The organism is Saccharomonospora amisosensis (assembly GCF_011761185.1).
In the GTDB taxonomy this organism is placed as follows: Bacteria; Actinomycetota; Actinomycetes; order Mycobacteriales; family Pseudonocardiaceae; genus Saccharomonospora_A; species Saccharomonospora_A amisosensis.
In genome coordinates this window covers 475,336-501,900 of the sequence record NZ_JAAOYM010000001.1, presented here as the reverse complement: position 1 = coordinate 501,900, position 26,565 = coordinate 475,336, and the positions used below count along the sequence as shown (strand labels likewise).

Here is a 26,565-nt window from a genome sequence, read left to right as displayed (position 1 = left end):
CTGGTGAACGTTCGGGTGCTCAACGGGCCCAACCTTGGCAGGCTCGGCCGAAGGAAACCGGCCAGATACGGCACGGTCACCTTCGCCGAGCTTGCCCGGTCGTGCGAGGCGCTGGCGGCGGAACTGGATCTTTCGGTGCGGGTGCTGCGAACCGACGCGGAGCACGAGATGCTGCGTTGGGTACACGAAGCCGCCGACGAAGGCGCGGCGGTGGTGCTGAACCCAGCCGCGTGGACCCATACCTCGGTGGCGCTGCGAGAGGCGTGCGCGATGCTCACCGCCCCGCTCGTCGAGGTGCACATCACGAATGTGCACGCGAGGGAATCCTTCAGGACACACTCCTACATCTCGCCGGTGGCGACCGCGACCATCGCAGGCTGCGGTGTCAGTGGTTACCTGCTTGCGTTGCGCTGGCTTGCCGCTCGGGAGCGGTCGTGAGCAGGCTCCGGATCGCGGTCGTGGGCGCGGGCCTCATTGGCCGCAGGCATGTCGAGCTGGTACGCGGCAACCCACGCTGCGAGTTGGTGTCCGTTGTGGACCCCGATCCTGCCGCACGAGACGCCGGCAGCGGCTCCGGCCACGCGCTCCTGCCTGACCTGCTCGCAGAGACACGCGTGGACGGGGTCATCGTCGCCTCGCCGAACCGCCATCATGTCGAGCACGCGCTGTGCTGCGTCGATGCCGGTGTGCCGGTGCTCGTCGAGAAGCCGCTGGCTGACTCCGTCGCCGATGCCGAGCGGCTGGTGTGTGCCGCCGAAGCGGGCGCGGTACCGCTGGCGGTCGGACATCACAGAAGGCACAGCCCGCTGGTCGCGGTCGCCGCCGAGATCGTGCGGGGCGGTGTGCTCGGCAGGCTGGTCGCCGTGCAGGGCAGCGCGGTGTTTCGCAAGCCGGACGACTACTTCGAGCAAGCGCCGTGGCGCCGCGAGCCCGGCGGAGGCCCGATCCTGATCAACCTCAGCCACGAGATCGACAACCTACGCGCGATCTGCGGGGAGATCGTCACGGTGCAGGCAGCCGCGTCCAACCGGACCAGGGGCTTTCCGGTGGAGGACACGGTGGCGATCACATTGCGGTTCGCCGGTGACGCGCTGGGCAGCTTTCTGCTTTCCGACGCCGCGGCCTCCGCGCGGAGCTGGGAACAGACCTCCCGAGAGGACCCTCGCTACCCCCACCACCCGGACGAGGACTGCTACCTCCTCGCGGGCACGAACGGCTCGCTTTCCGTGCCGACCATGCGGCTACGGGTGTTCGACGGGACACCTTCGTGGTGGCAGCCCTTCGTCACCTCGAAGGTCGAGGTGCCCATGGCAGATCCGCTGGAGCGGCAACTTGAGCAGTTCTGCGCTGTGCTGCGCGGCGAGCAGCCGCCGCTTGCCAGCGGCAGGGAGGGCCTGCGGACGCTGCGGGTCACCCAGGCAGTGGCCGAGGCCGCCCGCACCGGCGCGCCGGTGACCATCGACTGAGGAGGAAAGGCTGATGCGTAAGGCGATCGCGACCGTGTGCCTGTCCGGCACGCTGCCCGACAAACTCGACGCGGCTGCGGCAGCGGGGTTCGACGGTGTGGAGATCTTCGAGAACGACCTGATCGCCTCGCCGTGGTCACCGGAGCGGCTACGCGACCGGTGCGCCGACCTCGGCCTTTCCGTCGAGCTTTACCAGCCGTTCCGCGACTTCGAAACGGTGGACCCCGAGGCGTTGCGTCGAAACCTTCGCCGAGCGGAACACAAGTTCGACCTGATGGAGCGGCTCGGCGCCGAAACACTGCTGGTCTGCTCGTCGGTGTCGGAGGACGCGGTGGCCGACGCCGACCTCGCGGCCGATCAGCTGCGCGCGCTGGCCGACCGCGCCGAGCGGCGCGGGCTGCGGATCGCGTACGAGGCCTTGGCGTGGGGTCGCCACGTCGACACGTGGCAGCGCTCCTGGGAGATCGTGCGGCGAGCGGATCATCCGGCGCTGGGGCTGTGCCTTGACAGTTTTCACGTGCTTTCGCGGTCGCGGCAGCAAACCGACGTTTCCGCGATCGCGGATCTGCCAGGGGACAAGCTGTTCTTCCTGCAACTGGCTGATGCGCCGCGGTTGCGCATGGATGTGCTGCAGTGGAGCAGGCACCACAGGCTGTTTCCCGGACAGGGTGCGTTCGACCTGCCGGGATTCACCGGAAACGTGCTCGCGGCCGGGTACCGAGGTCCACTCTCGCTCGAGGTGTTCAACGACGTGTTCCGCCAGTCGGCACCGCGGCGTGCGGCCGTGGACGCGATACGCTCGCTCGTCGCACTCGAGGAGGCCGTGGCTCCTCGGCTTCCCGCGCCGGTGACCGAACGCATCGAGTTGGCCGCCCCGGTAGCCGCGCCGCGGCCGACCGGTTTCGCCTTTGTCGAGGTGGCCGTTGCCGGTGACGCGGTGACGCCGGTGGCGCGTGCCCTTGCCGCGATGGGGTTCGCGCACGTCGGACAGCACCGATCCAAGCCTGTGCAGCTGTGGCAGCAGGCCGACGCGCGAGTGCTGCTCAACTCCGGCGGGTCGGCCGCGACCGCGGTGAGCGCGCTCGGAGTGCAGACATCCGATCCGACAGAGTCCGCGAAACGAGCGCATGCCTTCCTGGCCCCTGCGGTACCACGGGAGCGTGGCCCGAACGAGGCGGAGCTGCCCGCGGTGGCCGCGCCGGACGGCACGCAGGTGTTCTTCTGCCGCAGCGGAGCGGGGGAGGCGGACTGGCTCGGCGACTTCATTCTGAGCGGTACCCCACCGGCGGTGGCTACGCGGCTGACTCAGGTCGACCACGTGGCGCTGGCTCAGCCGTTCGACTACTTCGATGAGGCCACCCTGTTCTACCGCGCGGTGCTCGGCCTCGACCCCCGGCACGACAGCGAGTTCGCCGCCCCGTTCGGACTTGTCCGCAACCGCGCGGTGACCGATCCGCGTGGGCTGGTGCGGATCGCGTTGCACGGCACGGTCCTGCGCAGGGGTGACTGGTCGCCGGGGGTTCCGGACCCGCAGCATGTCGCGTTCGCCACCGACGACGTGTTCGCCGCCGCGCGGGCGATGCGAGAGCGTGGGGTGCCACTGCTGTCCGTTTCCGACAACTACTACGACGATCTCGATGCCCGGCTCGATCTCGATCCCGCGCTGCTGGCGAGATTGCGGGAATGCCAGGTGCTCTACGACGCCGACGAGCGTGGGGAGTTCCTCCACTTCCACACCGAGGTGCTCGGCTCCCGGGTGTTCTTCGAGGTCGTTCAGCGTGTCGGTGAGTACGCCGGGTACGGGGTGGCCAACGCGCCGGTCCGCATGGCCGCGCACCGCCAGGCCAGGCGCCAGCGGCAAGCGCATTGACCAGGCACCGGTCGCTCACTCGTCACGAAAGCCCGGCTCAGGTCATTGGTATAGACCTTCGGTTGAATGGGATAGGCCTATACCAATAGCTGATCCCCCGTCACCCGGTTCCACGAACCCAGCTCAACACAGCGAAATATACCCGCCCTGACCTGGGTTTTCTCAGTTCCTGAGAGAACTTCTACTCGCGCGTCGGTTGCGATAGCCTCCCTGCGCGCTCGGGGACCGATGGATGGCTGGGGTTTTGTCAACGACGAGATCGGTCACCACCTTTCCCGGCCGGGTGGTGTGAGGCCGGTCGGATCGGAGCGACGTGGGTTGCACGCACGCTGAAGGGTGCCCCCTTTTTCCGCTGCTGCGGCATAGTCTGCGCGGATGGCGGGACCACTACTGCGACACCGATGACCGTTGGCGCGGTTGTGCCCGCTACAAGCTGTCCGTCACGGGTCAGATGGTCCCCATCTCCCTGCTGCCGAACGGAAACGACGCGCAACACCTGCGACACGTTATCGGCGAGGGCCGCTACGACGCCGTCGAGCCAAGGCGCAGGCCAAGGCCCGCTCCCGAGCGGCCGCAACAGCCAACACAGCCACGCGCGTACGCGCCAAGGCAGGCCCAACCGTCCTGGTTCGACAACGACAGACCCCGCGGTGTCGCCGAGCAGCAGCGGGCGCACGTTCGGCCCGAGCCGCCACCGCGCTCTAGGCAGGACCGGATCGACGAACCACCACCGCCGCGACGACCCACCGGCCGGGAACGCGAGCGCAAGCCGCGCTGGTGGACCCGACTGGCCGAATGGATGAGAGGTTCCGTATGAGCAACTACTGGCCCTGGTGGGCGGGCGCGGCAGGGCTCGCCCTCGTCACCATCAATTACACCCTCACCACGGACCGCACCCTCGGCGTGTCCTCGGCGTGGGACCGCGTCCTGCACTGGAGGTCCGAACGCAGGCTGGAGCGCATGAACGCGCAGTTCGATGACAAGGAACTCGCTGAGGCGCTCGCAGCCGCCACGGCCGAGGAGTTCGGCACGCAACCAGACGGCACCGCGCGGACCGGCGGAACGCACACGCTGGTGGAGGACCCCGAACTCCCGGAGCCCGCTTCCACCGCGGCGTCCCGCCCCGCGCCACTGGTGACCCAGGCGGCGATGCTGTTGTCGATCCTCGCCGGTGGCTGGATCGCGGCTGTCACCAGCGGTCGCTTCGAAGTTCAGTCCGACATGGGCGAGGGCTTCAGCAAGATCGTCACCGCCGACCCCACCACCATGATCATTGTGCTCTTCGTCGGCGGGATACTCGTAGGCTTCGGTACCCGCCTCGCCGGAGGGTGTAGCTCGGGACACGGGCTCAGCGGCTGCGGAAGGCTCCGCCCGGTCAGCCTCCTTGCGACCGCCGTCTTCTTCGGTACCGCCGTCGCGGTGTCGTTCCTGCTGTGGAAGGTGATCTGATGCGCACCAGGGGTGCCGTGCTGGTCGGTAGCGTCGTCAACGGACTGGCGCTCGGCTTCGTCGTCACCAACATCGGCTTCGGCGACTACGCCGAACTCAACCGCATGTTCACCTTTCAGGACCCCCGTATGCTGCTCGCGTTCGGTGGAGCCGTGGCGATCATCGTGGTGATCTTCGGAGTGATGCAGGTCCGCCGCACGCCGGGGCGTATCCACGCGGGTGTGGTGCCGGGCGCGATCCTGTTCGGCACCGGCTGGGCGATCTCTGGGGGTTGCCCGGCGATTCCGATCATCCAGGTAGGCAGCGGTTACCTTCCTGCGCTCGTCACGATCGCTGGCGTCGCGGTGGGTATGTGGATCTGCCGTTGGGCCAACGCGAGGTACTTCCACCTCGACCGGGGTTCCTGCGGCCTTTAGCGGCCTCGCCGGGCGTCACCACATTCCGCGTCGCATTCGAAGCAGGTGGGTTTTCGAATGCGACGCGGAATTCGTGCTGCCGTCACTGGAAGGCCAGAATGAGGTCAAGCGGACTCGGCACCATTCGGTAAAGGAACATGCTGCCGTCGTGGCCCACGTATGTGGACCTCGGCCAGTCCTGTTCCTCCAGCCATTCGAACAGTTGCGGTCCACCCACGGCCGCGACACGGGCTCCCTCGCCCGGCGAGATCACTACCAGATAGACCGTGCGACACGGGCAGTACGAACAGAAGGCGAGATCCACCTCCTCCACATTGGCCCGGTTGTCGAGCGCTTCCGGATAGCTGAGCACATGGCCCTCCTTGCACGCACGGAGCGTTCTGACTCCGTCAGACATGACCGGCGGTTACTCCCTTTACATTCGCGGAGAAGGCCCCCGGCGGCCGACCTGGGAATCGGCAACCGAAGGCGCGATAACGAAAGCGCTACGGGTTGGCGTCACGTTAGCAGCCGCTCCCTTTCCCGGGCAGGTTTTCTCAAATATTGACCGGGGGATCGACAAGACGCCCACCGTGCGAGACCATCGGCGAGCAACGTGTGGCCGCAGTGGTCGAGACCTTTTATGGCGAGAGCCGTCAGGGCACCGAGCGTCAGGGCAGGGCTCGCTGGCCGCGGCGCCATCGTCGCGGGGTGATCCCGTAGCGGCGCCGGAAGCGCCGAACCAGATAGGTGGCGTCCCGTAGCCCGGTCCGGGCAGCGACGACGTCCAGCGGCAGTTCGGTTTCACGCAACAGCCTGCGGACCTCCGTCATGCGGCGCTCGGTAAGCCATTCCAGCAGCGGACGGCCGGTGCGCTGCCGGACAACCGTCGTGAGGTGCCCCGGGGTGTAGCCGAGTGCGCGAGCGATGTCCGCTGCCGAGACCGGCTCCCGAAACACCGCCTCGATCTGATCGAAAACCCGTTGCACGAGTGGGTCAGGTGTAGCCGGTGGCTTGGGCACCAGCCGCGCCGCCGCGACCAGGACGCGGGTGAGCAGCGCGGCGATGGCGTCGCGCGCCCCGAGCCGATCCGGGTCGGCGAGTTCCTCGGCCAGTTCCGCCAACCACGCCGACCAGCGCGCCCGGTCGGCCTCGGCAACCCGACCCTGGCCCGCGCCGGGCGCGAACAACGCGAGCAGCGGGTGGTGGGTCCACGTCAGCGGGGAAACCGAGGCGAGCGCGGGAACGGCATCCGGCGTGAACGCGACCGACCACCCGTAGCTGTGAGCAAGCTCGGCGACCGCCGCGACGTCGACCACCTGTCCTGGCGGCACCGCGTGAACCAAGCCCGCGCGCAACGGCCGCTCGGTGCCGCCGGCCACGAACGAGCCGTCCCCCTCCTCGATGTACACCAGGACGAGGAAGTCGTGAGCGTGCCGGTGATTCGACGGGAGTTCGGTGGGCAGCGAGTCGGTATCGAACCGGGTCACCCAGACCGGGGGCAGACCGGGGCGCTGGTCGTGGCGGTAGACCGGAGTCCCGTCAGGCAGCACCCTACGCAGCCGCGAGGCAGAGCCCCGCACTCGCTCGACCGAAGAATGTCCCATGCCTACCAATGTACGTCCTGCATGGCGACCACAGGATGTCCAAGACTGGCGGGGTAAAGGCAAACCGAGCCAAAGGGAGTACTCATGAAACCGACTACCGGCGTACGCATCCTCGATCAGCGCACCCCGGCGGAGCGAGATAGGTCGTTCCTGCCGGGCGCGGGCAAGAGCTGGCTGCTGCCCTGCTACGACGCCTTCGCGCGGGTGGTCGGTGTTCGCGCGTTGTACGAACGCACGGTCGAACTGGCGGGCGTCGCGCCCGGCCAGGCGGTGATCGATGTGGGCTGCGGCACCGGCAACCTGTCGCTCACCCTGCTAAGGGCACAGCCTCGAGCGCAGGTCACCGCTCTCGACCCCGACGCGGCCGCCCTGCACAGGGCCGCGCGCAAGGCGCGACGCCGGGGTGTGGCACTCACCCTCGTACAGGGATATGCCGACCGATTTCCCACAGCGGACGCATCGGCCGACCATGTGGTCTCGTCGCTGGCGCTGCACCACATTGACGACGACGGCAGGACGGCCTTCGGCCGCGAGGCGCTGCGCGTACTTCGGCCAGGTGGGAAGGTCACCATAGCGGACTTCGGCGGCCCATCGTCCAATGTGGAAGACTACCTACCCGAGCACGACCATGGCCACGGTTTGCTTCGGGCGCTGCGCCACCTACCCCGGCTGATGCGTTCCAGGGTGGCGCACAGCCCGGTCGTTGCGCGCAACCAGGGCAACGGCATCGTCGCCCTGCTGACGGCAGCCGGGTTCGAGGACGCAGGCGAGGTCGCGCACGCCGACCACAGGTTCGGCCGGGTCACCTTCGTGCAGGCGACCCGCCGCTGAACCGGGCAACGAACTGGAACAACGGCTGGAACCCACCACATGCTCGACATGATGGTGTGCCAACCACCGCAGCGGCCGACGCCGGTGTGGCCGTTATCGGCACGTGGCACACACCGGCGCGGGGAACCGGACCAGGTTATGCGGTCGCGCCACCGTCGAGGACCAGATCGTGGCCGATGGTGTAGCTGGACTCGGCAGAGGCGAGCCAGAGCACGGCAGCGGCTGCTTCGTCCAGCGTCCCGACCCTGCGGGCGGGCAGCACCGTCTTCATGCGGTCGGCACGGTCGGCCTCGGTTTCGCCTTGTTGCAGCGACATGGTCGTGTCGATGGGTCCGGGGCTGATCGCGTTGATCCGGATTCCGTCGTCGATGTACTCCCTGGCCGCTGTTCGGGTCAGTGCACTGACGGCGGCCTTGGAAGCCGCGTACGCGCCAAGCGAGGCGAGCCGCATGTGCGCACCGAGGTTGGAGGCGGTGTTGACGATGGTGCCACCACCGTGAGCACGCATGTAACTGATCTCGTGCTTCATCGAAAGCCACACGCCGGTGAGGTTGATGGCCAGCAGCCGATCCCAGTCCGCCTCGTCGATGTCGGCGATCGCTCCCGCCGCAAGGACACCCGCGTTGTTGAACGCCACGTGCAGGCCACCGTGACGGTCCACAGCGGTTTCGACAAGTCCGGCTACGTCTTCGGGGCGAGACACATCGGCGGGGATCGCGCTGCCCTCGCCACCGGCTTCCCCGATGAGTTCGACGGTCCTCGCCAGCGGTTCGGGACTGCGCCCGGCCACGGCGACCGTCGCACCTTCGCGTGCGAATGCCACGGCGGTAGCCCTGCCAATGCCGGAACCGCCACCGGTGACGAGAACGACCTTGCCTGCGAAACGACGATTCATGGCTTCCTTCCGATTCTTCTTCCGATTTCCAGGTGCGCGACCAGCGCCAAGGCTGCCGTGGCGGCGAAGGCGAGAGTGAACGCGAAGCCGTATCCCTTGCCCGTCGCCTCGGCCGATGGCAGGTAGTGCCGGGACGCCGCATAGGAGGAGGCGAGTGGAACCAACACCGCGAGCCCGACCGGCGGGCCGACCTCCATCGCGGTATTGGCGACGGCCCTACCGGCCGTGGCATTACTGACCGCGGGCCCGCTGGTTGACTGGGCTCGCGTGCGGCTGGGAACGCAACCGTTGCTCGTTGCCGGGCTGCTGCTTGCAGGCGCAGGACGCCTGCTGCCGCCGAACAGCAGCAAACCGCCGAACGCCACCCCGTAGGCCGAGCTCGCGAGCACCAGCCCCGCGTCGTCGACACCGAGATCCACCTGTACCGCCGGGAGCGCCACGGTGAGCACGGTGATCGCCGCGATAAGCGTGACCTGCGCGCAGGACCGCCGCGCGCTCCCAGAAGCGTGAACGCCAACCGTCGGCCGCTCGCAGTTCCTCGGCGCGCCACCACCTCAGCCATAACCCCTGCCATACTAGATCAATCGTTCTTGTTTGGGAGCACGGAAATGCCCGTCGCGCGGATGGAACGGGCTACCGCAGCACCGCCATCGCCTGCTCGGCCGCGTCCCACAGTCGCGCCGGATCGGGATCAGCCCTTCCGAGCACCCGGATGCCCTGCAGCATCACCAGCAGGAACCGCGCGAGCGCCCTCGGGTCCCGCTCCCCGGAGATCTCCCCCTGCGACCGTGCTCGCATCAGCGCGGACACCAGAGCGGTTTCCAGCGTGTCCCAACTCGCCTGCACCCCACGGGCGACCTGGCGATCCCGAGGTGCCAGTTCGACCGCCGCGTTCACCACCATGCAGCCCCGGCGGCGCTCGTCGGCCAGCGACTCGGCCACATAGGACTCGACCAGTGCCCGCACCGCGGGCAGCACCGGACCCGGCTGCGACAGCCGCTCCACCACACGGGGGTCCTGCGCCCGCAGATAGCCGTCCAGCGCCTTCAGGTACAGCTCACGCTTGCCCCCGAACGTGGCATAGATACTCGCCCTGGCTACACCGAGGTGCTCAACAAGATCCGCCATCGATGTCGCCTCGTAGCCACGCTCCCAGAACAACTCCAGCGCTCGCTGCAACACCGTGTCCGGATCGAACTCTTTCGTCCGCGCCACACACAGAAGCTACCCCAAACAAGACCGATCGATCAAATATCGAGGCTGCCCACCGCTTCATCACCGGCCGAAAACCGGATGCGAACCCGAGTGGTGGTATTCGATCGGCGCATGGCTATCGAGCTGGGCACGCCCGCTATCGACAAGCTGAGCGAAGCCGTGAGCGTGCTACGTGAGTGGCAGAGCGACGGGGTGATCCAGCTGCATCCGGGGGATTTGGGCTGGTTCTGGCGGTTCGGAACGGAAGCGACGGCCGCCGCGATCCGTACCTGGAAGCGAGACGGGGAAGTACTCGCCGTCGGGCTGCTGGACGGTCCGAAACTGTTGCGAATGACGATCGCGCCGCAGGCGCGGCAAGACGACGAGCTGGCGCGACAACTCGTTGCCGACCTTGTCGAGCCGGACCGCGGTGTGCTGCCGGGGGGGAAGGTGTGCGTCGAAGCACCGATGGGCGCACTGATCCAGGAACCGCTGCTCGAGTACGGCTGGAGCGCGGGCGAGCCGTGGACGCCGCTGCACCGCGACCTCACCGAGCCGGTGAAGGACCCGGACTTGCGGATCGAGGTGGTCCGGCGGGAGCTGGCACGCGTGCGGACCGCCCTACAACGGGCATCGTTCGATGGGTCGCCGTTCACCGACGAACGCTGGCACGCGATGGCGGCCGGACTGCCGTACGCCGACGCCCGCTGTCTGGTCGCGTATGACGACGAAGGCGACGCGGTGGCGACGGTGACGGTGTGGTCGGCCGGTCCGGGCAGGCCCGGACTGCTCGAACCCATGGGCGTGCACAGGGAACATCGCGGTCACGGCCACGGGAAGGCGATCACTGTCGCCGCGGCGGCAGCACTCCGGCAGCTTGGCTCGTCAAGCGCGATGGTCTGCACACCGAGCTCCAATATCGGTGCCGTCGCCACCTACGAAGCGGCAGGCTTTAGGCGGTATCCCGAGGTAAGGGACCTCTGCCGGGACCCTCGGAGTTGACCAGCCGGTCGCGGCCACGACGTGCCTACCGGTGTCATGATCGAAGAGCTGAGCCGGCAAGGGGGCTCGAACCCCTGACCTTCTGTTTACAAGACAGATGCTCTACCAACTGAGCTATACCGGCCTGTCCCACCACCCCTGCGGCGGACCCGTCCACTATATCCGCCGTCACGTGCGCCACACCTACCGCCCGGAGGCGGCCGCGGCCGCCTCCAACGGGCCGGACGCAATTACCGTGGTCTGAGCTTGCCCGGTCACCGTTATGAATGAACGTGGTACACGCCACGGTGGTCAGCGTGCAACGCCCGGGACCTGGCAGTCGATGCACCCTCGGGGACCCGTGAGGAGGTGGGAGATGAAACTGAAGCCGCGCGCTCGTACGGCGGCGCCCCGGCGCCGGCACGCGTGGCAGATCCTGGAGGCCCCGGCCGAGGATCAATACGACAAGCGAAACCCGCGACAGCAACGCGGCCGCAAGACCCGGCAACGCGCCTGGCACATCCTGGAACCACCGACGGGCGAACTGCCCGCCGTCCAGCCGCCTCCTGACGCGACCATCGGGCCGGAGCTTCCCGACGAGGCCACCCTGCACCTGGTGCTCGACCTCGCCGTGCGCATCGGCGAGGTGCAGATGGCCAGTGGTGCCGGTGCCTCCGACGTGACCGCGACGATTCTTACCCTCACCCGCGCGCTGGGGCTACCTCATTGTGAGGTTGACGTCATCTTCACGTCGATCACCGTCAGCTGCCTGCGCGGCAGCGACCTGCCTCCGGTCACCGCGCTACGGGTGGTCCGCTCGCGCAGCCTCGACTACAGCCGGCTCTCGGACACCGAACGGCTCGTGCAGCGACTGATCCGGGGTCGAATCAGCGCCGAGGACGCCTACACCGAACTCCACCGCATCACGACCGCGAAGCACCCCTACCCCCGTTGGGTGTCCACGCTGGCGTGGGGCGGCATGGCCGGGTTCATCACCCTGCTGCTCGGTGGCACCGGATGGACACCGGTCATCGCGTTCGTTATCAGCGCACTCGTCGACCGGGTCGGGCGGCTGCTGAACAAGGCGGCGCTGCCGTTCTTCTTCCAGCAGGTGGTCGGCGGGTTCATCGCGACGATCTCGGCCATCGCGATCGTGAACCTGGACTTGTTCTCGCTGGAACGACCCACGCTCGTCGTGGCGGCCGCACTCACCGTGCTGCTGTCCGGCCTTTCCACGGTCTCGGCGGTGCAAGACGCCATCACCGGCTACTACGTCACCGCGGCAGGACGAAGTCTCGAAGTGGCACTGATGAGTGCCGGGTTGATCACGGGTGTCGCAGGGGCGATCAGCCTGGCGGCCAAGCTGGGCGCTACCCACACCCCCATCCCCGACGTACCGGGGGTCACCCCGCTCTCGCTGCCGATCATGCTTCTCGCGGGCTCCGGTGCCGCCGCGTGCTTCGCACTTGCCTCCTACTCCAGGCTGCGCCCGCTGCTGGTGGCGGCGGCCGCGGGCGCGGTCGGTGCGGGCGCCTACGGCACCATGCAGTTGTTCGAGACATCGGCGATCGTCGCCTCCGCGATTGCCGCGACCCTGGTGGGGCTCGGCGGCGGCGTCCTGGCGAGGAGACTGCGGGTCACCCCTCTGGTCGTCGCCGTGTCGGGGATCACGCCGCTGCTTCCAGGACTCGCCACCTACCGAGGGCTGTCCGAACTCGCCGATGGCGGAACGATGACGACCCTGATGTCCGCTGTCGCGATTGGTATGGCACTGGCCGCGGGCGTGGTGCTCGGCGAGTTCCTCGCACAGCCGTTACGTACCGGACTCGGCAGGCTGGAACGCAAGCTCGCGGGGCCACGAATGGCGGGCCCGCTCGATCCTGGCCGCCGCCTTGATTGAGTTCACCGCGATAGTGTCTTAACCATGCCACCCGCGGGATCACCACAGTCGAACGCGAGAGCAGAATTCGTCGTTGTCGCCAACAGGCTTCCCGTAGACCTGGAACGTTCCGCCGACGGGACCCAGCGCTGGACACAGAGCCCCGGCGGCCTCGTCTCGGCGCTGGAACCCTTCCTGCGTTCCCGCAAGGGCGCCTGGGTCGGTTGGCCGGGCGTGCCCGATGTCGAGGTCGACGAGTTCACCGACGACAGCCTTGTACTCCACCCGGTGGCACTGACCTCCGAAGACGTCCGCGACTACTACGAGGGGTTCTCCAACGCGACACTGTGGCCGCTCTACCACGATGTGGTGGCGCGTCCGATCTTCGACCGCGGTTGGTGGGAGAGCTACGTCCGCGTGAACCGGCGATTCGCCGAGGCGAGCGCGGCCGTCGCGGGTGAGGGCGCGACGGTGTGGGTGCAGGACTACCAGCTGCAACTCGTGCCGTCCATGCTTCGCGAGCTGCGACCGGACCTGCGCATCGGCTTCTTCCTGCACATCCCGTTCCCCCCGGTGGAACTGTTCATGCAAATGCCGTGGCGAGCCGAGATCGTACGCGGACTCATCGGTGCCGACCTCGTCGGCTTCCACCGCCCAGGTGGGGCGCAGAACTTCCTGTGGCTGGCGCGGCAACTGATCGGCCTCGAACCGAGCCGGGGTTCGGTGGGCGTTCGATCACGACCGGGCATGGTACAGGTGGGCGACCGCACGGTGCGCGTCGGCGCGTTCCCGATCTCCATCGATGCCGCCGGGCTCGACACGCTGGCGAGGACCAAGGCGGTGGCCGACCGCGCCGCGCAGGTGCGCGCCGATCTGGGCAATCCGGACACCATCCTACTGGGAGTCGATCGACTCGACTACACCAAAGGCATCGATCTGCGGCTTCAGGCCTTCCACGAACTGCTACAGGAAGGCCGGGTGAAGCCGGAGAACGTGACGTTCGTCCAACTCGCTACGCCCAGCCGCGAACGGGTCGAGCACTACCAGCAGATGCGTAGCGAGATCGAGCAGATGGTCGGCCGCATCAACGGCGAGTTCGCACGGGTGGGTCGTCCGGTTGTGCACTACTTGCACCAATCGGTGAACCGCACCGAACTGGCGGCGTTCTTCACGGCTGCTGACGTCATGGTGGTGACCCCGCTGCGGGACGGCATGAACCTGGTCTGCAAGGAGTACGTCGCGTGCAGGCACGATCTGGGCGGAGCACTGGTGCTCTCGGAGTTCGCGGGCGCCGCCGCGGAGCTGAGCAGCGCTTTCCTTGTCAACCCGCATGATCTGGACGGGGTGAAGAACGCACTGGAACAGGCTATTACGCTCGACCCCGCGGAAGGTCGGCGTAGGATGCGCGCCTTACGTCGTCAGGTACTGACACACGACGTCGACAGGTGGGCGCGCTCGTTCCTGGAAGCGCTCGGGTCCGAGACGGCCGCCTGAATCCCAGACCACTGCGAAGCTCCTTAAGGAGGAGTGTTGACCGCCGAGGCCCTGCCCGCTGAGCTGCGGCGCGCGATCGTGCAGATCGCTCGCACGCCGCGCCTGCTGGTCGCGTGCGACTACGACGGCACGCTGGCGCCCATCACGACCAACCCCGACGAGGCTCATCCGAGACTCGAGTCGGTCGGTGCGCTGCGGTCACTTGCCGGCCTGCACGAGACCACCACGGCGGTGATCTCCGGCCGCGCATTGCGAGACCTGGCGATCCTTTCCCGGCTGCCTGCGGAGGTGCACCTGGTCGGCAGCCACGGATCGGAGTTCGACATCGGGTTCGTGCACGCGCTCGACGCCGAGGCGCGCAATCTCCACCGGCGCGTGGAGGCCGAACTCGAGCGCATCATCGACGGCGTGGAGGGGGCCTCGCTGGAGATCAAACCCGCCAGCGTGGCCGTTCACGTGCGGCGAGCCGACCGCGAGGCAGCCCGCCGGATCGTGACCGCCGTGCACGAAGGCCCTTCGACATGGGAAGGGGTGCAGACGACCGACGGCAAGGAGGTCGTTGAACTCTCCGTGGTGCGCACCGACAAGGGAAACGCGCTGGACACGCTGCGGCACCAGGTGGGTGCCACAGCCGCGATGTTCATCGGCGACGACGTCACCGACGAGAAGGCTTTCGCCCGCCTCTCCGGCCCTGACCTGGGCGTGAAGGTGGGCGACGGTGACACCCGCGCGCAGTACCGCATCGGCGACACCGAGGAGGTCGCGACCATCCTCGCGTTCCTGCTCGAGGAACGGCGCAACTGGCTCTACGGCGAGCAGTCGCCCCCCATCGAGCGGCTTTCGATGCTGGCCAGCGAGCGATCTGTGGCATTACTCACACCCGAGGCGAAGCTGACCTGGCTGTGCCATCCCGGACCGGACGCACCCGCGGTGTTCGGCGACCTGCTGGGTGGCGAGGGCGCCGGGCACTTCTCGATCAAGCCCCACCGCAACGGGTTGCCACTGGGACAGCGCTACCTGCCCAACACGATGACCGTGGAGACACGCTGGTCGCGACTGCTGGTCACCGACTATCTGGAGCCGGAGAGCCCACCGCACCGCACCGACCTGGTGCGGGTTGTCTCCGGGGAGACCGCCGCATCGGTGGTGTTCGCGCCGAGGCCCGAGTTCGGCGGCGTGCCGGTGCGGCTGCTGCAGGAGCAGGACGGCCTGCGCGTGCTCGGCACCTCGGAACCGTTCGTGCTGCGCGCACCCGGAGTGCGGTGGGAGATCACCACTGACGGCCTGCACGACACCGCGACCGCGCTGATCGAGCCGTCCCAGGACAAGCCGGTGGTGCTGGAGCTGCGGTGTGGCACCACGGACCTGGGTCCGCACGAACTCACCGAGGTCGAGCGCAGGGCGCGAGCCGGCTCGAACTGGAGCGAATGGGCGACGACCTTGAAGCTGCCACCGGTGGAACCCGACCTGGTGGCACGGTCGGCGCTGACCCTGCGTGGCCTCGCCGACGCCGACACCGGCGGGGTGATGGCGGCGGCCACCACCTCGCTGCCGGAGGAGATCGGCGGTGTCCGCAACTGGGACTACCGCTACTGCTGGATCCGCGACGGCGCCATGACGGTCCGCGAGCTTGTCGAGCTGGGCTCCCTGGAGGAGGCCGAGGGCTTCCTGCGGTGGCTGCACGGAGTGCTCTCGACACTCGCCGGTCCGGAACGGCTGCACCCGCTCTACACCCTGGCGGGTACCCAGCTAGGTGCGGAAGCCGTGATCGACTCGCTGCCCGGATACAAGGGTTCCCGGCCCGTCCGCGTCGGCAACCTGGCCAACCACCAGGTGCAACTCGATGTGTTCGGACCGGTCGTGGAGCTGGTGACGACGCTGGCCGAGGCCAGAGGTGAGCTGCGTGACGAGGACTGGCAGCTGGTCAGGGCCATGGCTGAGGCGGTGACCCGGCGCTGGTTCGAGCCCGACCACGGCATCTGGGAAGAACGGCACATGCCGAGGCACCGGGTGTACTCGCGGGTCATGTGCTGGGTGACTATCGACAGAGCGATCAAACTCGCCGAGGTCTACGACCGCCCGGTTCCCGCAGGCTGGCCGCAACTACGTGACCAGATCGCCGCTGACGTGCTGGAGAAGGGCTGGAACGAGTCGGTGCAGGCGTTCACCACCGCCTATGACGGCACCGACCTGGACGCGGCTTCGTTGTTCGTCGGTCTGTCCGGGCTGCTCGACCCGCAGGACGAGCGCTTCCAGTCGACGGTCACAGCGATCGAGGCGGAGCTGCGCAGCGGGTCGACGGTGTACCGCTACCGCAGGGACGACGGGCTTCCCGGCACCGAGGGCGGTTTCCACCTGTGCGCGGCGTGGATGGTGGAGGCGTACCTGCTGACCGGCCGCCGCACCGAGGCACAGGAGCTGTTCGAGCAGTTGGTGGACGCCGCGGGGCCGACCGGGCTGCTGCCGGAGCAGTACGACCCCGTCGCGGAACGCTCACTCGGCAATCACCCGCAGGCCTACTCCCACCTCGGCCTCATCCGCTGCGCCCGGCTGCTGTCGGAGCAGTGAGCCGATCACCGCTCGCCCGGCCGATACCCGCCGGGCGAGCGGTGGCCTCAGGCCATCGGCACGTACTCCACCGCGCGTAGTGCACCGGCCAGATCGCCAACTTCCAGCGTCTTGATGCCCTCTGGCAGCGGCCCCGAGTCGGGCGGAATGAGCGCGTGCGTGAACCCCAGCCGCACCGCCTCGCCCAACCGCCTACCCACACCGGTAACCCGGCGAACCTCCCCCGCGAGACCGACCTCACCGATCGCGACGAGCCTTGGCGACAGCGCCGTGTCGTTGAAAGCCGATGACACCGCCAACGCCACGGCCAGATCGACAGCGGGCTCTGTCACCTTCATCCCGCCGACGGTGGCCGTGTAGATGTCCTTGTCGCCGAGTTGGGCACCGCCACGTTTCTCCAGCACGGCGAGCACCATGCTGACCCTTGCGGAGTCGAGCCCGCTCACCGCGCGCCTCGGCTGGTTGAGGTTCGACCTGCCCACCAACGCCTGCACCTCGCCGAGCAGCGGGCGCTTGCCCTCCACGGTGACAGTGACGGCGGTGCCCGGAACCGCCTCGGCATGCCGGTTCAGGAACAACCCGGACGGATCGGGCACCCCCGCGATGCCGTCGTCACGCAACTCGAAACAGCCGATCTCGTCGGCGGCTCCGAACCTGTTCTTCACGCCACGCACCATGCGCAGCGTGGAGTGCTTGTCGCCTTCGAAGTGCAGCACGACATCGACCAGGTGTTCCAGGACTCTGGGGCCCGCGACGGACCCCTCCTTGGTCACGTGCCCCACCAGGACGACGGGCAACCCGCGCTCCTTGGCCAGCGCCACGAGGCCCGCAGCGACCGCGCGGACCTGGGTGACACCACCCGGCGCCCCCTCGGCCTGCGGCGAGGACATCGTCTGCACCGAGTCCACGATCAACAAGCCGGGTTTGACGTCGTCGACGTGTGCCAGCACGGAGCCAAGGTCGCTCTCCGCCGCCAGATACATCCGATCGTGTACGTTGCCGGTGCGCTCGGCCCGTAGCCGGACCTGCCCTGCCGACTCCTCGCCGGTCACGTACAGCGCGGGGCCGCAGTCATGCTGCCCCGCCCCGGCGTTGGCGGCCCACTGGTATGCCACCTCCAGCAGCAGCGTGGACTTGCCGACGCCGGGCTCACCCGCGAGCAGGACCACGACACCCGGCACCAGGCCGCCGCCCAGCACACGGTCCAGCTCACCCACCCCGGTGCGCCGAGCCCTGGAACTCTCGACGTCGACTTGCGCGATGGGCCTGGCCGGGGCGCTCGGCGCACCCGCCGCCACGCGGGCGATAGGAGGGCGGGTGTCGCCACGCTCCTCGATCGTGCCCCAAGCCTGACATTCCGGGCAGCGACCGACCCACTTCGCTACCTCGAGTCCGCACTCCGCGCAGCGGTAGCTGGTGCCCTTCTTGACCACGAGCAGACGCTAGCGGCCGCCACCGACAGTCAGTGGCCACCGCCTGCTTCCGATTCGCCTGCCTCGCCGCCCTCGTGGACCCGGCTGGGCAGCACCTCGCTCGGCGAGGCGATCGGCATCTCCAGTTTCACCTGCCCAGCGTTACGGAAGGTGAGAGTGAGGCCGACCAGTTCGCCCGGCCGCACCTGCCTGGTGAGACCCTGCAGGATCAGCCTGCCCTCGGCGACGTCCTCCAGGTCAGTGGGCACGGCACCGAGACGGAGCGTGTTGCCCGGATAGACGGTGCGCGTGCCCTCGATGGCGACGCTGGCGGCGAGGTCCGACCTGGCCGAGACGAGCTCATCGGGCGAGGAGCCCTCATTGATGATGCTCATGCTGACCTCGGCGTCGGAGCCGGGCGGGTAGACGACGGGCGGCTCGCCCTCGGGATAGGCCAGCGTGGCTTCTCGGATAAGGATGTTGTCGACTCCCGCCATCGCGCCGTTGACGGCGGGTTGCTGGGTGTCGGTCTGCGTAATCTGACCGGCCCCGCATCCCGCCACGAGCAGTGCGACACCGAGCACGGCCGAACCCAGCATGCGACGTTTCACTTCTCCGAGTCCCTCCTCGCTAAGGGCTTGCCTGGCACGGAGACTAACGCGGCCCCCGAACTCGATCCGCACGTGGTGCCCGACACGTGGTGTCACTCACGTGAGATCAACCAGAATGGGGTCCACAGTGGATATCCGACAAAGATCGGAATCAACTCCGCGCTACCTGCGTGAGTACGGGAATTGCATGTTTGTCAACCCCCGACCGGAGCCCAATCAGGCCACTGACCTGCAAGGACGACCCCGGGTGTCTGGTTACCCCCATAAGCGTCGTGCTAACATGGATACAGCGAAAGGGGCAGAGGACACATGGTTTTCAAGGTCGGAGAGACCGTCGTCTACCCGCACCACGGTGCCGCACTCATCGAAGCGATCGAGACACGCGTGATCAAGGGCGAGGAAAAGCAGTACCTCGTCCTGAAGGTCGCGCAGGGTGATCTTACGGTTCGCGTACCCGCAGACAACGCTGAGATCGTCGGCGTTCGTGATGTCGTGGGCCAGGACGGTCTGAACCGCGTTTTCGATGTACTGCGGGCTCCTCACACCGACGAGCCGACCAACTGGTCTCGCCGGTACAAGGCCAACCTCGAGAAGCTCGCCTCCGGCGACGTCAACAAGGTGGCCGAAGTGGTGCGCGACCTCTGGCGACGTGAGAAGGATCGCGGCCTTTCGGCAGGCGAGAAGCGGATGCTGGCCAAGGCACGGCAGATACTGGTCAGTGAGTTGGCGCTCGCGGAGGGCACCGACGAGGGCAAGGCTGAAGTGCTCCTCGACGAGGTTCTGGAAACCGCGGCGGTCTAGCAGCCCTGAACGTCATAGCACTGGTTCCTCTGGACAATCGGGACGGGCACGATTCGGGTGCCCTCACGCGCGTCCAGGGCGCGCCGTTGTTGCAGCATGCCGTTAGCGGCATGCTGCAGTCGGGCTGCGTGGACCGGGTGTTCGTCGCCGGCCCGCAGCAACACGTAGCCGCTTACACGGCCGCCGTGGCGCCGCTCGCGGACACGCGGGTCACGGTGTTGCCGGGCGAGCAGGACAGGGCCACCTCGCTTCGCGTGGCGCTGCGGGCGGCTCGGCCCGCTCCAGATGACGTCGTGCTCGTACACGAGGCCGCAAGGGCCTTCACCCGTCCCGAGACGGTTCGTGCGGTAGTCGACGCACTCCGTGATGGCGCGCCTGCGGCGATACCCGTGGAACCGGTCACCGACACCATCAAGGTGGTTGACGCGAGTGGCTGGATTGTCGGCACCCGAGATCGCGATCACCTTCGCGGCATGCAGGCCCCGCAGGGCTTCCTCGGCAGTGTCCTCAGTGACGTCCTCGGCGATCTCCCCGGTGAGGTGTCCGACGGCGCCGACCCGGCGAGGCCACTGCCCGACCTCGGCGTCGAGGTACACACGGTCGTCGGCCACCCGCACGGCATGCGGGTGGCGACCACCTTCGACCTGACCGTCATCGAAGCCCTGCTCGCCGAGGAGGAAGCACATTGAGGATCGGCCAGGGTGTCGACGTGCATCCCACCGAACCCGGCAGGGAGTGCTGGATCGCGGGATTGCACTGGTCCGGCGTGGACGGCTGCGCGGGGCACTCGGACGGTGACGTAGCGTCACACGCGCTGTGCGACGCGTTGCTGTCGGCCGCGGGGCTCGGCGATCTTGGCTCCGTCTTCGGAACCGGTGACCCGCGCTGGGCGGGGGCGCACGGTGCCGAGTTGCTGGCCGAGGTCCGCAGGCGGGTGGAGGCGGCCGGCTACCGAGTTGGCAACGCCGTTGTCCAGGTGGTAGGCAACGCGCCGCGCATCGGAAAGCGGCGGGAGGAGGCGCAGCGGGTACTCGGTGAAGCGGTCGGCGGCCCGGTCAACGTGTCGGGCACCACCACCGACGGGCTGGGACTTACCGGCAGGGGGGAAGGAGTCGCGGCGATCGCCAGCGTGCTGCTCCTGGAAGTGGGCGCAGGGGAGCGTGGTTCGGCGTGACGATTCGGGCTGTGCTGTTCGACTTCTCCGGCACCTTGTTCCGGCTGGAGCACGACCAGAGTTGGCTGCGCGACCTCACCGACCACACCGGTGACCCACTAGACGTCGAGGCGCAGGCGGAACTACTACGCAGGATGACAGCACCAGTGACGCTCACGGTGGAACTCGACGACGAGCACCGACACGCCTGGGAGAACCGCGACCTCGATCCCACCCTGCACCGCAAGATCTACCTCGAGGTGCTCCGCCAGTCGGGAGTGCCCACCGTCGAGCAGGCGAAGGCGCTCTACCGCAGACTGGTGGACCCCGCGGAGTGGACGCCGTACCCGGACGCCGAAACGGCCCTCAAGAGCGTGGCCGAACGGGGACTGTCGGTGGGGGTGCTGAGCAACATCGCGTTCGACATCCGCCCCACGTTCACCGAACACGGACTCGACCCCTACGTGGACGAGTTCGTGCTGTCATACGAGGTCGGGGCGATCAAGCCGGACCCTACGGTCTTCGCGATGCTGCTCGACCGGCTCGGCGTCGCACCCGAACAGGCGCTGATGATCGGTGACAGCGCGACCGCCGACGGCGGAGCACGCGCACTGGGGTGCTCGTTCGCGCTGGTCGACCCGCTACCCACCACCGAGCGCACCGACGGGCTGCTGACCGCCCTGCGCGAGCACTCCGTGCTCTGACCCGTACCATTTTCCTCGTGGCCCTCCATCTTTTCGACACCGCTACCAGGGACGTCCGGGAGTTCCAGCCCGCGCGTGAGGGAACGGCGTCCGTGTATGTCTGTGGGGCCACCGTGCAGGGCATCCCGCACATCGGTCACGTGCGCGGTGCACTCAACTACGACGTGTTGCGGCGCTGGCTCGTCCACAACGGACTGGACGTGCTGTTCGTCCGCAACGTCACCGACATCGACGACAAGATCCTCACCAAGGCCGCCGAGGCAGGTCGGCCGTGGTGGGAGTGGGCGGCCACACACGAGCGCGCGTTCGAGGATGCCTATACCGCACTCGGCTGCCTTCCGCCCTCGATCGCCCCTCGGGCGACCGGTCATGTGCCGCAAATGATCGAACTGATGCGACGGCTCATCGACCGCGGCCACGCATACGCCGCGAACGGCAATGTCTACTTCTCGGTGACCTCGTTCGACAGCTACGGCGCGCTCTCCGGGCAACGGCTGGACGACGTGCAGCAGGGGGAGTCGCAGGCCGAAGGCAAGCGCGACCCCCGCGATTTCACGCTCTGGAAGGCGGGCAAGCCGGGCGAGCCCGCCTGGCCGACTCCGTGGGGCAACGGCAGGCCGGGCTGGCATCTGGAATGCTCGGCGATGGCCACGAACTACCTCGGCCCCGAGTTCGACATCCACGGCGGCGGGGTGGACCTGGTCTTTCCGCACCACGAGAACGAGCGGGCCCAGTCGCGCTCCGCAGGCGACGGCTTCGCCCGGTTCTGGCTGCACAACGCCTGGGTGACGCTGTCGGGCGAGAAGATGTCGAAATCGCTGGGCAACGTGGTTTCGATCCCGCAGATGCTGCGGCGCTACCGCGCGGTCGAACTCCGGTACTACTTGATCCAACCGCACTACCGCTCCACCATCGAGTACTCCGACGCCGCGCTGTCAGAGTCGGCACACGGCTACCGGAGAATCGAGCAGTTCCTGCGCAGGGTGGCGGGCAGCGCGGGCGAGATCCGCATCGGCCGCGTACCCGGCGAGTTCGCCGCCGCGCTCGATGACGATCTCGGTACCCCGCAGGCCTTCGCTGTGCTGCACACCGTGGTGCGTGACGGCAATGCCGCGCTCGATGCGCACGACACGGCCAAGGCGCTCGAACTGGCGGAGACGGTGCGTGCGATGACTGACGTCCTCGGGATCGACCCGCTGTCGTCGCGGTGGGCGGAGGCTTCGGGTGCGGAGTCGAGAGCACTGGGCTCGCTGGTGGACAGCATGCTAGCCGAGCGCGCGAAGGCGCGCGCCGAGCGCGACTTCGCCAAGGCGGACACCATCCGTGACCAGTTGACGAACGCGGGCATCGCGGTCGAGGACACCCCAGACGGTCCGCTGTGGACAATGAGGACTGATTAGATGGCAGGCAATTCCCGTCGCCGTGGCGCGGTTCGCAAGGAGGGCACCAAGAAGGGCCCTGTGATCGGGTCGGGTGGCAAGCGGCGTAAGGGACTCGAAGGCAAGGGGCCGACACCGAGGGCGGAGCAGCGTCCTGGTCATCCCGCGCAGCGACGTGCCGCGGCCGCGGCCGCGCGGGCGGAGAAGCAGCGCGCCGCCGCGAAGAAGGCCGCCGAAGGTCCGGAGATCATCGCGGGTCGTAACCCGGTGGTGGAAGCGCTGCGCGCGGGTGTGCCCGCGACGGCGTTGTACATCGCGCTGAACATCGACACCGACGACCGAGTCACCGAGGCGATCCGAACGGCGGCGGACAAGGGCATCTCCATACTGGAGGTGCCGCGCGACGAGCTCGACCGCAAGACCGGCAGCGCGGTGCATCAGGGGCTCGGCCTTCAGGTGCCTCCGTTCGAGTACGCCCATCCCGACGACCTGCTGGCGATCGCCCGTGACTCGGGAGAGCCGCCGCTGCTCGTCGCGCTCGACGGCGTGACCGACCCTCGCAACCTGGGTGCGGTGGTCCGCTCAGCCGCCGCATTCGGCGCCCACGGGGTGCTCCTGCCGGGCAGGCGGAGCGCGGGCATTACCGCGGTGGCCTGGCGGACCAGCGCGGGCGCGGCGGCCAAGATCCCGATCGCGATCGCGGCGAACCTCACTCGGCAACTGCGGGCGTGGGCCGAGGAAGGGTTGATGCTCGCCGGGTTGGATGCCGACGGGTCCGTGGACATCGACTCACTCGACCTCGCCACCGATCCGCTGGTGGTGGTAGTCGGCTCCGAGGGACGCGGGCTGTCCAGGCTGGTGCGGGAGACCTGCGATGTCACCGTGTCGATCCCCATGGCGGCAGGCGTCGAGTCGCTGAACGCGTCGGTGGCCGGAGCGGTCCTGCTCGCGGAGGTGGCTCGGCGGCGCCGAGCCGCTGGCCGCACGTAGCGCGCCGCTGGGTCGGTCGGTGGCCTCGTCTTCCTCCGAGACGGTGGGCGACCGGGTAGCGCGAAATGGCGCTGACCACTTGGCAGCCATATTGAGTCCGGCGGCCGCTCCGCTCGGCTATGGTCACGATGCTCGAGTCGTGACCAGGGGGCCGCAGGATGTCGTTCGTCTCGCCGCTGTTCCTGTGGTATTTCATGCCCGCGGTGTTGCTCGCCGTCCTGGTGTTGCCCCGTGGCTGGCGAAACGGCGTGGTCGCCGTCGGCAGCCTCATCTTCTACGCCACCGGGGCGGGCTCCTTCACGCTGCTGCTGCTCGCGTGCATGGTGGTCAACTTCGCGGCGGGGCCCGCGCTGGAGCCCGACGACTGGGGAATGCGCCCCGCGAAGTGGCGGCGCTGGCTGTTGATCGGCGTCGTGTCCTTCGATCTGGCGATCCTGGTCATCTGGAAGTACGCGGGATTCGCCACGGAGCAGATCGCCGCCTTCGCTGGGCTGTTCGGCGGTGACTTTCCCATCGCGGAACTCGCGCTGCCCATCGGCATCTCCTTCTTCACCTTCCACCACATCTCCTACGTGGTGGACATCTACCGCGGCGAACGGCCAGCCCTGCGAGACCCGGTCTCGTTCGGCACCTACATTTCGATGTTTCCGCAGCTCGCCGCGGGGCCCATCGTGCGCTACCGCGAGATCGCCGACCAGTTGCCGCAACACCGGCGACACCGGCTGGACGACATCGCGGCCGGGTTCCCCCGGTTCGCGCTCGGGCTGTGTAAGAAGGCCATCATCGCCGACTCGCTGGCTCCGATGGTCGACGCATGCTTCTCAACACCCGCCGACGAAATGACATTCGCGATCGCGTGGCTTGGCGCCATCGGCTACACGCTGCAGCTGTACTTCGACTTCTCCGGATACTCCGACATGGCCATCGGGCTCGGCCGGATGCTGGGCTTTCGGCTGCCGGAGAACTTCGCCCGCCCCTACTCCTCGGTGACGATCACCGAGTTCTGGCGGCGCTGGCACATGTCGCTGTCACGTTGGTTTCGCGACTACGTCTATATTCCGCTGGGCGGTAACCGCTTCGGAGCGGCCAAGACCTATCGCAACCTGTCCGTCGTGTTCGTGCTGACCGGATTCTGGCACGGCGCGGCCTGGACGTTCGTGGTGTGGGGCGTGTACCACGGAGCGCTGCTGATCATCGAGCGGGCGTTCGGATGGGACGCCACACCGGAAGAACGGCATGAACGCATCGCCCGTCGGGCACTGACACTCCTGCTGGTTGTCTTCGGGTGGGTGTTCTTCAGGGCCGCCGATGTCGGCGACGCGCTGACCATGCTGGGCCACATGCTCGTGCCCGACTTCGCAGGCCTCACTGATGTGGTCGCGACCGCGCTGACCAACCAGCGATTGGTGTTGCTGCTCGGCGCGGCGGCGATCTTCTTCCTCCCGGCGCACCCCGTGGCTGGCCCACTGCTGGAGTCCGCGCGCAGCAAGCCCGCAGCGGCACTGCGGGTGGGTGTGATGACCGTAGGGCTCGCCTACGCCGCGATCCTCGTGGCGACGGGCACCTTCAGCCCTTTCCTCTACTACCAGTTCTGATCCTGATCTGCGACTGCCTGATTTGTCGACAAACGCGTAACGAGTGGCCGCCGGTGTGCGACGGTGGTCATGCGAACCTTGGTGCTTCCCGGTGCACGTCACCTCGCTGTGGCCCCGCTGCATGGCGAGCCGCCCACACCGCAAACCACCGATATGCCGCCGGCGGGTGACCGGGCCAAGTTCGTCTTCGCCGTGCCCACGAACGAGCGAGTGCACGAGGAGCTGACACGAGAGGTCACCAGTCGCGGGAGTGCCTTGTCCTTTCGGTCGGCATCGAACAGACAAAGGAATCATCATGGCCCGCAGGCGGTGCTCGCCGAACGAGGCCGTCGAGATCCTTCGCAAGCCTGCCCGCGACTCCGACGTCAAACTCCGCGCGCTTACCACCTCACTCGTCAAGGGCGTGGCTGACAACGGCGGAGCGCAGGACTCGCGGGCAGGAGCGCAGGACTCGCGGGCAGGAGCGCAGGACTCGCGGGCAGGAGCGCAGGACTCGCGGGCAGGAGCGCAGGACTCGCGGGCAGGAGCGCAGGACTCGCGGGCAGGAGCGCAGGACTCGCGGGCAGGAGCGGGGGACTCGCGGGTTAGTCGGCCTTTGGGGTAAGCGCGAGTTGGTCCGGGTGGAAAGCCCCGCGGGTAGGTGGTGGTATCCATGCCTTTGGTTGGGTGCTCTTGTGTCTGCCGAGCTCGATGAGACTCAACGGCGCGCGCAGATCGGTCCCGTACGCGGTGAGGTCGGTGACCCTTGCCAACGACAAACCACGCGACTCGACGCCGACCCCGATCGCCACGACATAGGTGTCCGCAAGCGCCTCCGTGAACCCCGTCCACGCGCCCGCGAAATGCCACACCCGCGCACGAACCCACGCCCCGTCGATGTCCCACCACACCAGCGGCCACTCGCGGTACCGCTTCGCCTGCCGCTCGGCGTGCTCGACGAGCGCCACGATGAGGCCGTCCGGCCTCGGTACCGACGTGTCCGGCAACGTCAGGTTCACCAGTCCGAGTGCCCCGCTGTGTGCCACCTCGGCCACCGGATCTCCCCCACCCGGGCACATAGTCTGCTCGTAGCGCTTCCGGGGCAGGGTGCCGACCCGCACCCCGCTTTCGCCCTCTTCGTCGCGGTGGCCGAGCCACAGCGCCCACGGCGGTGTGTCGGGTGCACCCTCGAAGAAATCCACCCAGCGCACGGCCCGAAAACCCGCGCCAACTCCGTATACGGGAAAGTCAACGGGCTGCGACGGCCTTACAGCGGCATCCGATTCCACCCGAAGATAGTGCACCGTCACGG

General features: G+C 68.0%; 27 protein-coding genes and 1 tRNA gene. 19 read left to right on the top strand and 9 right to left on the bottom strand.

Annotated elements, in window-relative coordinates:
- Positions 1 to 3: 3 nt before the first annotated feature.
- From FHU38_RS02500 to FHU38_RS02475, 6 genes are all read left to right on the top strand, one after another.
- Positions 4 to 438 carry a type II 3-dehydroquinate dehydratase gene (locus FHU38_RS02500; protein WP_167166101.1) on the top strand — a complete coding sequence of 145 codons (435 nt, stop codon included), beginning with the start codon at positions 4 to 6 and terminating at the stop codon, positions 436 to 438.
- On the top strand, positions 435 to 1,466 hold the full coding sequence (locus FHU38_RS02495; protein WP_167166099.1) for a Gfo/Idh/MocA family protein: 1,032 nt from the start codon (positions 435 to 437) through the stop codon (positions 1,464 to 1,466). The genes FHU38_RS02500 and FHU38_RS02495 overlap by 4 nt, the downstream gene beginning before the upstream one ends.
- A 13-nt stretch (positions 1,467 to 1,479) precedes the next feature.
- Positions 1,480 to 3,336, top strand: coding sequence for a bifunctional sugar phosphate isomerase/epimerase/4-hydroxyphenylpyruvate dioxygenase family protein (locus FHU38_RS02490; protein WP_167166097.1), 1,857 nt, complete (start codon positions 1,480 to 1,482; stop codon positions 3,334 to 3,336).
- A gap of 451 nt (positions 3,337 to 3,787) precedes the next feature.
- Positions 3,788 to 4,153: a hypothetical protein gene (locus FHU38_RS02485; protein WP_243852184.1), complete on the top strand. Its 366-nt coding sequence runs from the start codon at positions 3,788 to 3,790 to the stop codon at positions 4,151 to 4,153.
- Complete coding sequence (locus tag FHU38_RS02480) at positions 4,150 to 4,785, top strand: YeeE/YedE family protein (protein ID WP_167166093.1); 636 nt, start codon at positions 4,150 to 4,152, stop codon at positions 4,783 to 4,785. Before FHU38_RS02485 ends, FHU38_RS02480 begins: the two co-directional genes overlap by 4 nt.
- Positions 4,785 to 5,201, top strand: a complete 417-nt coding sequence (locus FHU38_RS02475; RefSeq protein WP_167166091.1) for a YeeE/YedE thiosulfate transporter family protein — start codon at positions 4,785 to 4,787, stop codon at positions 5,199 to 5,201. Before FHU38_RS02480 ends, FHU38_RS02475 begins: the two co-directional genes overlap by 1 nt.
- Before the next feature lie 82 nt (positions 5,202 to 5,283).
- Here the strand turns inward: FHU38_RS02475 and FHU38_RS02470 are convergent, their stop codons facing one another.
- Positions 5,284 to 5,598, bottom strand: a complete 315-nt coding sequence (locus tag FHU38_RS02470) for a hypothetical protein (RefSeq protein WP_167166089.1) — start codon at positions 5,596 to 5,598, stop codon at positions 5,284 to 5,286.
- A 253-nt stretch (positions 5,599 to 5,851) separates the two neighbouring features.
- Complete coding sequence (locus FHU38_RS02465) at positions 5,852 to 6,787, bottom strand: helix-turn-helix transcriptional regulator (RefSeq protein WP_167166087.1); 936 nt, start codon at positions 6,785 to 6,787, stop codon at positions 5,852 to 5,854.
- Positions 6,788 to 6,871: 84 nt separating this feature from the next.
- Here FHU38_RS02465 and FHU38_RS02460 point away from each other — a divergent pair, with 84 nt between their 5' ends.
- The gene (locus FHU38_RS02460; RefSeq protein ID WP_167166085.1) at positions 6,872 to 7,618 is read left to right on the top strand and encodes a class I SAM-dependent methyltransferase; all 747 of its coding nucleotides are present in this window, start codon (positions 6,872 to 6,874) and stop codon (positions 7,616 to 7,618) included.
- Positions 7,619 to 7,754: 136 nt separating this feature from the next.
- Here the strand turns inward: FHU38_RS02460 and FHU38_RS02455 are convergent, their stop codons facing one another.
- From FHU38_RS02455 to FHU38_RS02445, 3 genes are all read right to left on the bottom strand, one after another.
- Complete coding sequence (locus tag FHU38_RS02455; RefSeq protein ID WP_167166083.1) at positions 7,755 to 8,513, bottom strand: SDR family NAD(P)-dependent oxidoreductase; 759 nt, start codon at positions 8,511 to 8,513, stop codon at positions 7,755 to 7,757.
- A complete protein-coding gene (locus FHU38_RS02450) occupies positions 8,510 to 8,953 on the bottom strand; it encodes a hypothetical protein (RefSeq protein WP_167166081.1) in 444 nt (147 codons plus the stop codon). The genes FHU38_RS02455 and FHU38_RS02450 overlap by 4 nt, the downstream gene beginning before the upstream one ends.
- Positions 8,954 to 9,146: 193 nt before the next feature.
- Entirely contained in the window at positions 9,147 to 9,728 is a 582-nt protein-coding gene (locus tag FHU38_RS02445) for a TetR/AcrR family transcriptional regulator (protein WP_167166079.1), read from the bottom strand.
- A 111-nt stretch (positions 9,729 to 9,839) separates the two neighbouring features.
- On the opposite strand from FHU38_RS02445, the gene FHU38_RS02440 reads away from it, so the two are divergent.
- Positions 9,840 to 10,709 (top strand): GNAT family N-acetyltransferase, encoded by an 870-nt coding sequence (locus FHU38_RS02440; protein WP_167166077.1) that lies wholly within the window; start codon positions 9,840 to 9,842, stop codon positions 10,707 to 10,709.
- Positions 10,710 to 10,760: 51 nt separating this feature from the next.
- Here the strand turns inward: FHU38_RS02440 and FHU38_RS02435 are convergent.
- Positions 10,761 to 10,833: transfer RNA gene (locus FHU38_RS02435), tRNA-Thr, on the bottom strand.
- 231 nt (positions 10,834 to 11,064) lie between these two features.
- On the opposite strand from FHU38_RS02435, the gene FHU38_RS02430 reads away from it, so the two are divergent.
- Genes FHU38_RS02430 through otsB form a run of 3 tightly spaced genes read left to right on the top strand, consistent with a single transcriptional unit; the run spans position 11,065 to position 16,629 of the window.
- Positions 11,065 to 12,588, top strand: a complete 1,524-nt coding sequence (locus FHU38_RS02430; protein WP_167166075.1) for a threonine/serine exporter family protein — start codon at positions 11,065 to 11,067, stop codon at positions 12,586 to 12,588.
- Between the two features lie 24 nt (positions 12,589 to 12,612).
- Positions 12,613 to 14,061 (top strand): alpha,alpha-trehalose-phosphate synthase (UDP-forming), encoded by a 1,449-nt coding sequence (locus FHU38_RS02425; protein ID WP_167166073.1) that lies wholly within the window; start codon positions 12,613 to 12,615, stop codon positions 14,059 to 14,061.
- 36 nt (positions 14,062 to 14,097) lie between these two features.
- A complete protein-coding gene (otsB, locus tag FHU38_RS02420; RefSeq protein ID WP_167166070.1) occupies positions 14,098 to 16,629 on the top strand; it encodes a trehalose-phosphatase in 2,532 nt (843 codons plus the stop codon).
- Between the two features lie 47 nt (positions 16,630 to 16,676).
- Here the strand turns inward: otsB and radA are convergent, their stop codons facing one another.
- Both radA and FHU38_RS02410 read right to left on the bottom strand, forming a co-directional pair.
- Positions 16,677 to 18,062, bottom strand: coding sequence for a DNA repair protein RadA (radA, locus tag FHU38_RS02415; protein WP_167166068.1), 1,386 nt, complete (start codon positions 18,060 to 18,062; stop codon positions 16,677 to 16,679).
- 29 nt (positions 18,063 to 18,091) lie between these two features.
- Positions 18,092 to 18,652 (bottom strand): copper chaperone PCu(A)C, encoded by a 561-nt coding sequence (locus FHU38_RS02410; RefSeq protein ID WP_167166066.1) that lies wholly within the window; start codon positions 18,650 to 18,652, stop codon positions 18,092 to 18,094.
- A 309-nt stretch (positions 18,653 to 18,961) separates the two neighbouring features.
- Here FHU38_RS02410 and FHU38_RS02405 point away from each other — a divergent pair, with 309 nt between their 5' ends.
- The 8 genes from FHU38_RS02405 to FHU38_RS02370 all read left to right on the top strand — a co-directional run bounded on the left by FHU38_RS02405 (position 18,962) and on the right by FHU38_RS02370 (position 25,878).
- Entirely contained in the window at positions 18,962 to 19,453 is a 492-nt protein-coding gene (locus FHU38_RS02405; RefSeq protein ID WP_009156479.1) for a CarD family transcriptional regulator, read from the top strand.
- A 5-nt stretch (positions 19,454 to 19,458) separates the two neighbouring features.
- On the top strand, positions 19,459 to 20,142 hold the full coding sequence (locus FHU38_RS02400; RefSeq protein ID WP_208415874.1) for an IspD/TarI family cytidylyltransferase: 684 nt from the start codon (positions 19,459 to 19,461) through the stop codon (positions 20,140 to 20,142).
- Positions 20,139 to 20,627, top strand: a complete 489-nt coding sequence (gene ispF, locus FHU38_RS02395) for a 2-C-methyl-D-erythritol 2,4-cyclodiphosphate synthase (RefSeq protein ID WP_167166064.1) — start codon at positions 20,139 to 20,141, stop codon at positions 20,625 to 20,627. Before FHU38_RS02400 ends, ispF begins: the two co-directional genes overlap by 4 nt.
- Positions 20,624 to 21,310: an HAD family hydrolase gene (locus tag FHU38_RS02390; protein ID WP_167166062.1), complete on the top strand. Its 687-nt coding sequence runs from the start codon at positions 20,624 to 20,626 to the stop codon at positions 21,308 to 21,310. Before ispF ends, FHU38_RS02390 begins: the two co-directional genes overlap by 4 nt.
- Positions 21,311 to 21,327: 17 nt before the next feature.
- Positions 21,328 to 22,710, top strand: coding sequence for a cysteine--tRNA ligase (cysS, locus tag FHU38_RS02385; RefSeq protein ID WP_167166060.1), 1,383 nt, complete (start codon positions 21,328 to 21,330; stop codon positions 22,708 to 22,710).
- Positions 22,711 to 23,679 carry a 23S rRNA (guanosine(2251)-2'-O)-methyltransferase RlmB gene (gene rlmB, locus FHU38_RS02380; RefSeq protein WP_167166058.1) on the top strand — a complete coding sequence of 323 codons (969 nt, stop codon included), beginning with the start codon at positions 22,711 to 22,713 and terminating at the stop codon, positions 23,677 to 23,679.
- A 158-nt stretch (positions 23,680 to 23,837) separates the two neighbouring features.
- Complete coding sequence (locus FHU38_RS02375) at positions 23,838 to 25,274, top strand: MBOAT family O-acyltransferase (protein ID WP_167166056.1); 1,437 nt, start codon at positions 23,838 to 23,840, stop codon at positions 25,272 to 25,274.
- Between the two features lie 295 nt (positions 25,275 to 25,569).
- A complete protein-coding gene (locus FHU38_RS02370) occupies positions 25,570 to 25,878 on the top strand; it encodes an ANTAR domain-containing protein (protein WP_167166054.1) in 309 nt (102 codons plus the stop codon).
- Here the strand turns inward: FHU38_RS02370 and FHU38_RS02365 are convergent.
- Positions 25,859 to 26,542 (bottom strand): hypothetical protein, encoded by a 684-nt coding sequence (locus FHU38_RS02365; RefSeq protein ID WP_167166052.1) that lies wholly within the window; start codon positions 26,540 to 26,542, stop codon positions 25,859 to 25,861. The two genes, FHU38_RS02370 and FHU38_RS02365, sit on opposite strands and share 20 nt — an antisense overlap.
- Between the last annotated feature and the right edge of the window lie 23 nt (positions 26,543 to 26,565).

Coding starts and splice junctions, on each gene's coding strand:
- FHU38_RS02480 (WP_167166093.1), top strand. CDS start 4,150: ATGAGCAACTACTGGCCCTGGTGGGCGGGCGCGGCAGGGCTCGCCCTC.
- FHU38_RS02485 (WP_243852184.1), top strand. CDS start 3,788: ATGGTCCCCATCTCCCTGCTGCCGAACGGAAACGACGCGCAACACCTG.
- FHU38_RS02405 (WP_009156479.1), top strand. CDS start 18,962: ATGGTTTTCAAGGTCGGAGAGACCGTCGTCTACCCGCACCACGGTGCC.
- rlmB (WP_167166058.1), top strand. CDS start 22,711: ATGGCAGGCAATTCCCGTCGCCGTGGCGCGGTTCGCAAGGAGGGCACC.
- FHU38_RS02425 (WP_167166073.1), top strand. CDS start 12,613: ATGCCACCCGCGGGATCACCACAGTCGAACGCGAGAGCAGAATTCGTC.
- FHU38_RS02460 (WP_167166085.1), top strand. CDS start 6,872: ATGAAACCGACTACCGGCGTACGCATCCTCGATCAGCGCACCCCGGCG.
- FHU38_RS02375 (WP_167166056.1), top strand. CDS start 23,838: ATGTCGTTCGTCTCGCCGCTGTTCCTGTGGTATTTCATGCCCGCGGTG.
- FHU38_RS02455 (WP_167166083.1), bottom strand. CDS start 8,513: ATGAATCGTCGTTTCGCAGGCAAGGTCGTTCTCGTCACCGGTGGCGGT.
- FHU38_RS02440 (WP_167166077.1), top strand. CDS start 9,840: ATGGCTATCGAGCTGGGCACGCCCGCTATCGACAAGCTGAGCGAAGCC.
- FHU38_RS02465 (WP_167166087.1), bottom strand. CDS start 6,787: ATGGGACATTCTTCGGTCGAGCGAGTGCGGGGCTCTGCCTCGCGGCTG.
- FHU38_RS02490 (WP_167166097.1), top strand. CDS start 1,480: ATGCGTAAGGCGATCGCGACCGTGTGCCTGTCCGGCACGCTGCCCGAC.
- FHU38_RS02370 (WP_167166054.1), top strand. CDS start 25,570: ATGGCCCGCAGGCGGTGCTCGCCGAACGAGGCCGTCGAGATCCTTCGC.
- FHU38_RS02430 (WP_167166075.1), top strand. CDS start 11,065: ATGAAACTGAAGCCGCGCGCTCGTACGGCGGCGCCCCGGCGCCGGCAC.
- FHU38_RS02470 (WP_167166089.1), bottom strand. CDS start 5,598: ATGTCTGACGGAGTCAGAACGCTCCGTGCGTGCAAGGAGGGCCATGTG.
- FHU38_RS02475 (WP_167166091.1), top strand. CDS start 4,785: ATGCGCACCAGGGGTGCCGTGCTGGTCGGTAGCGTCGTCAACGGACTG.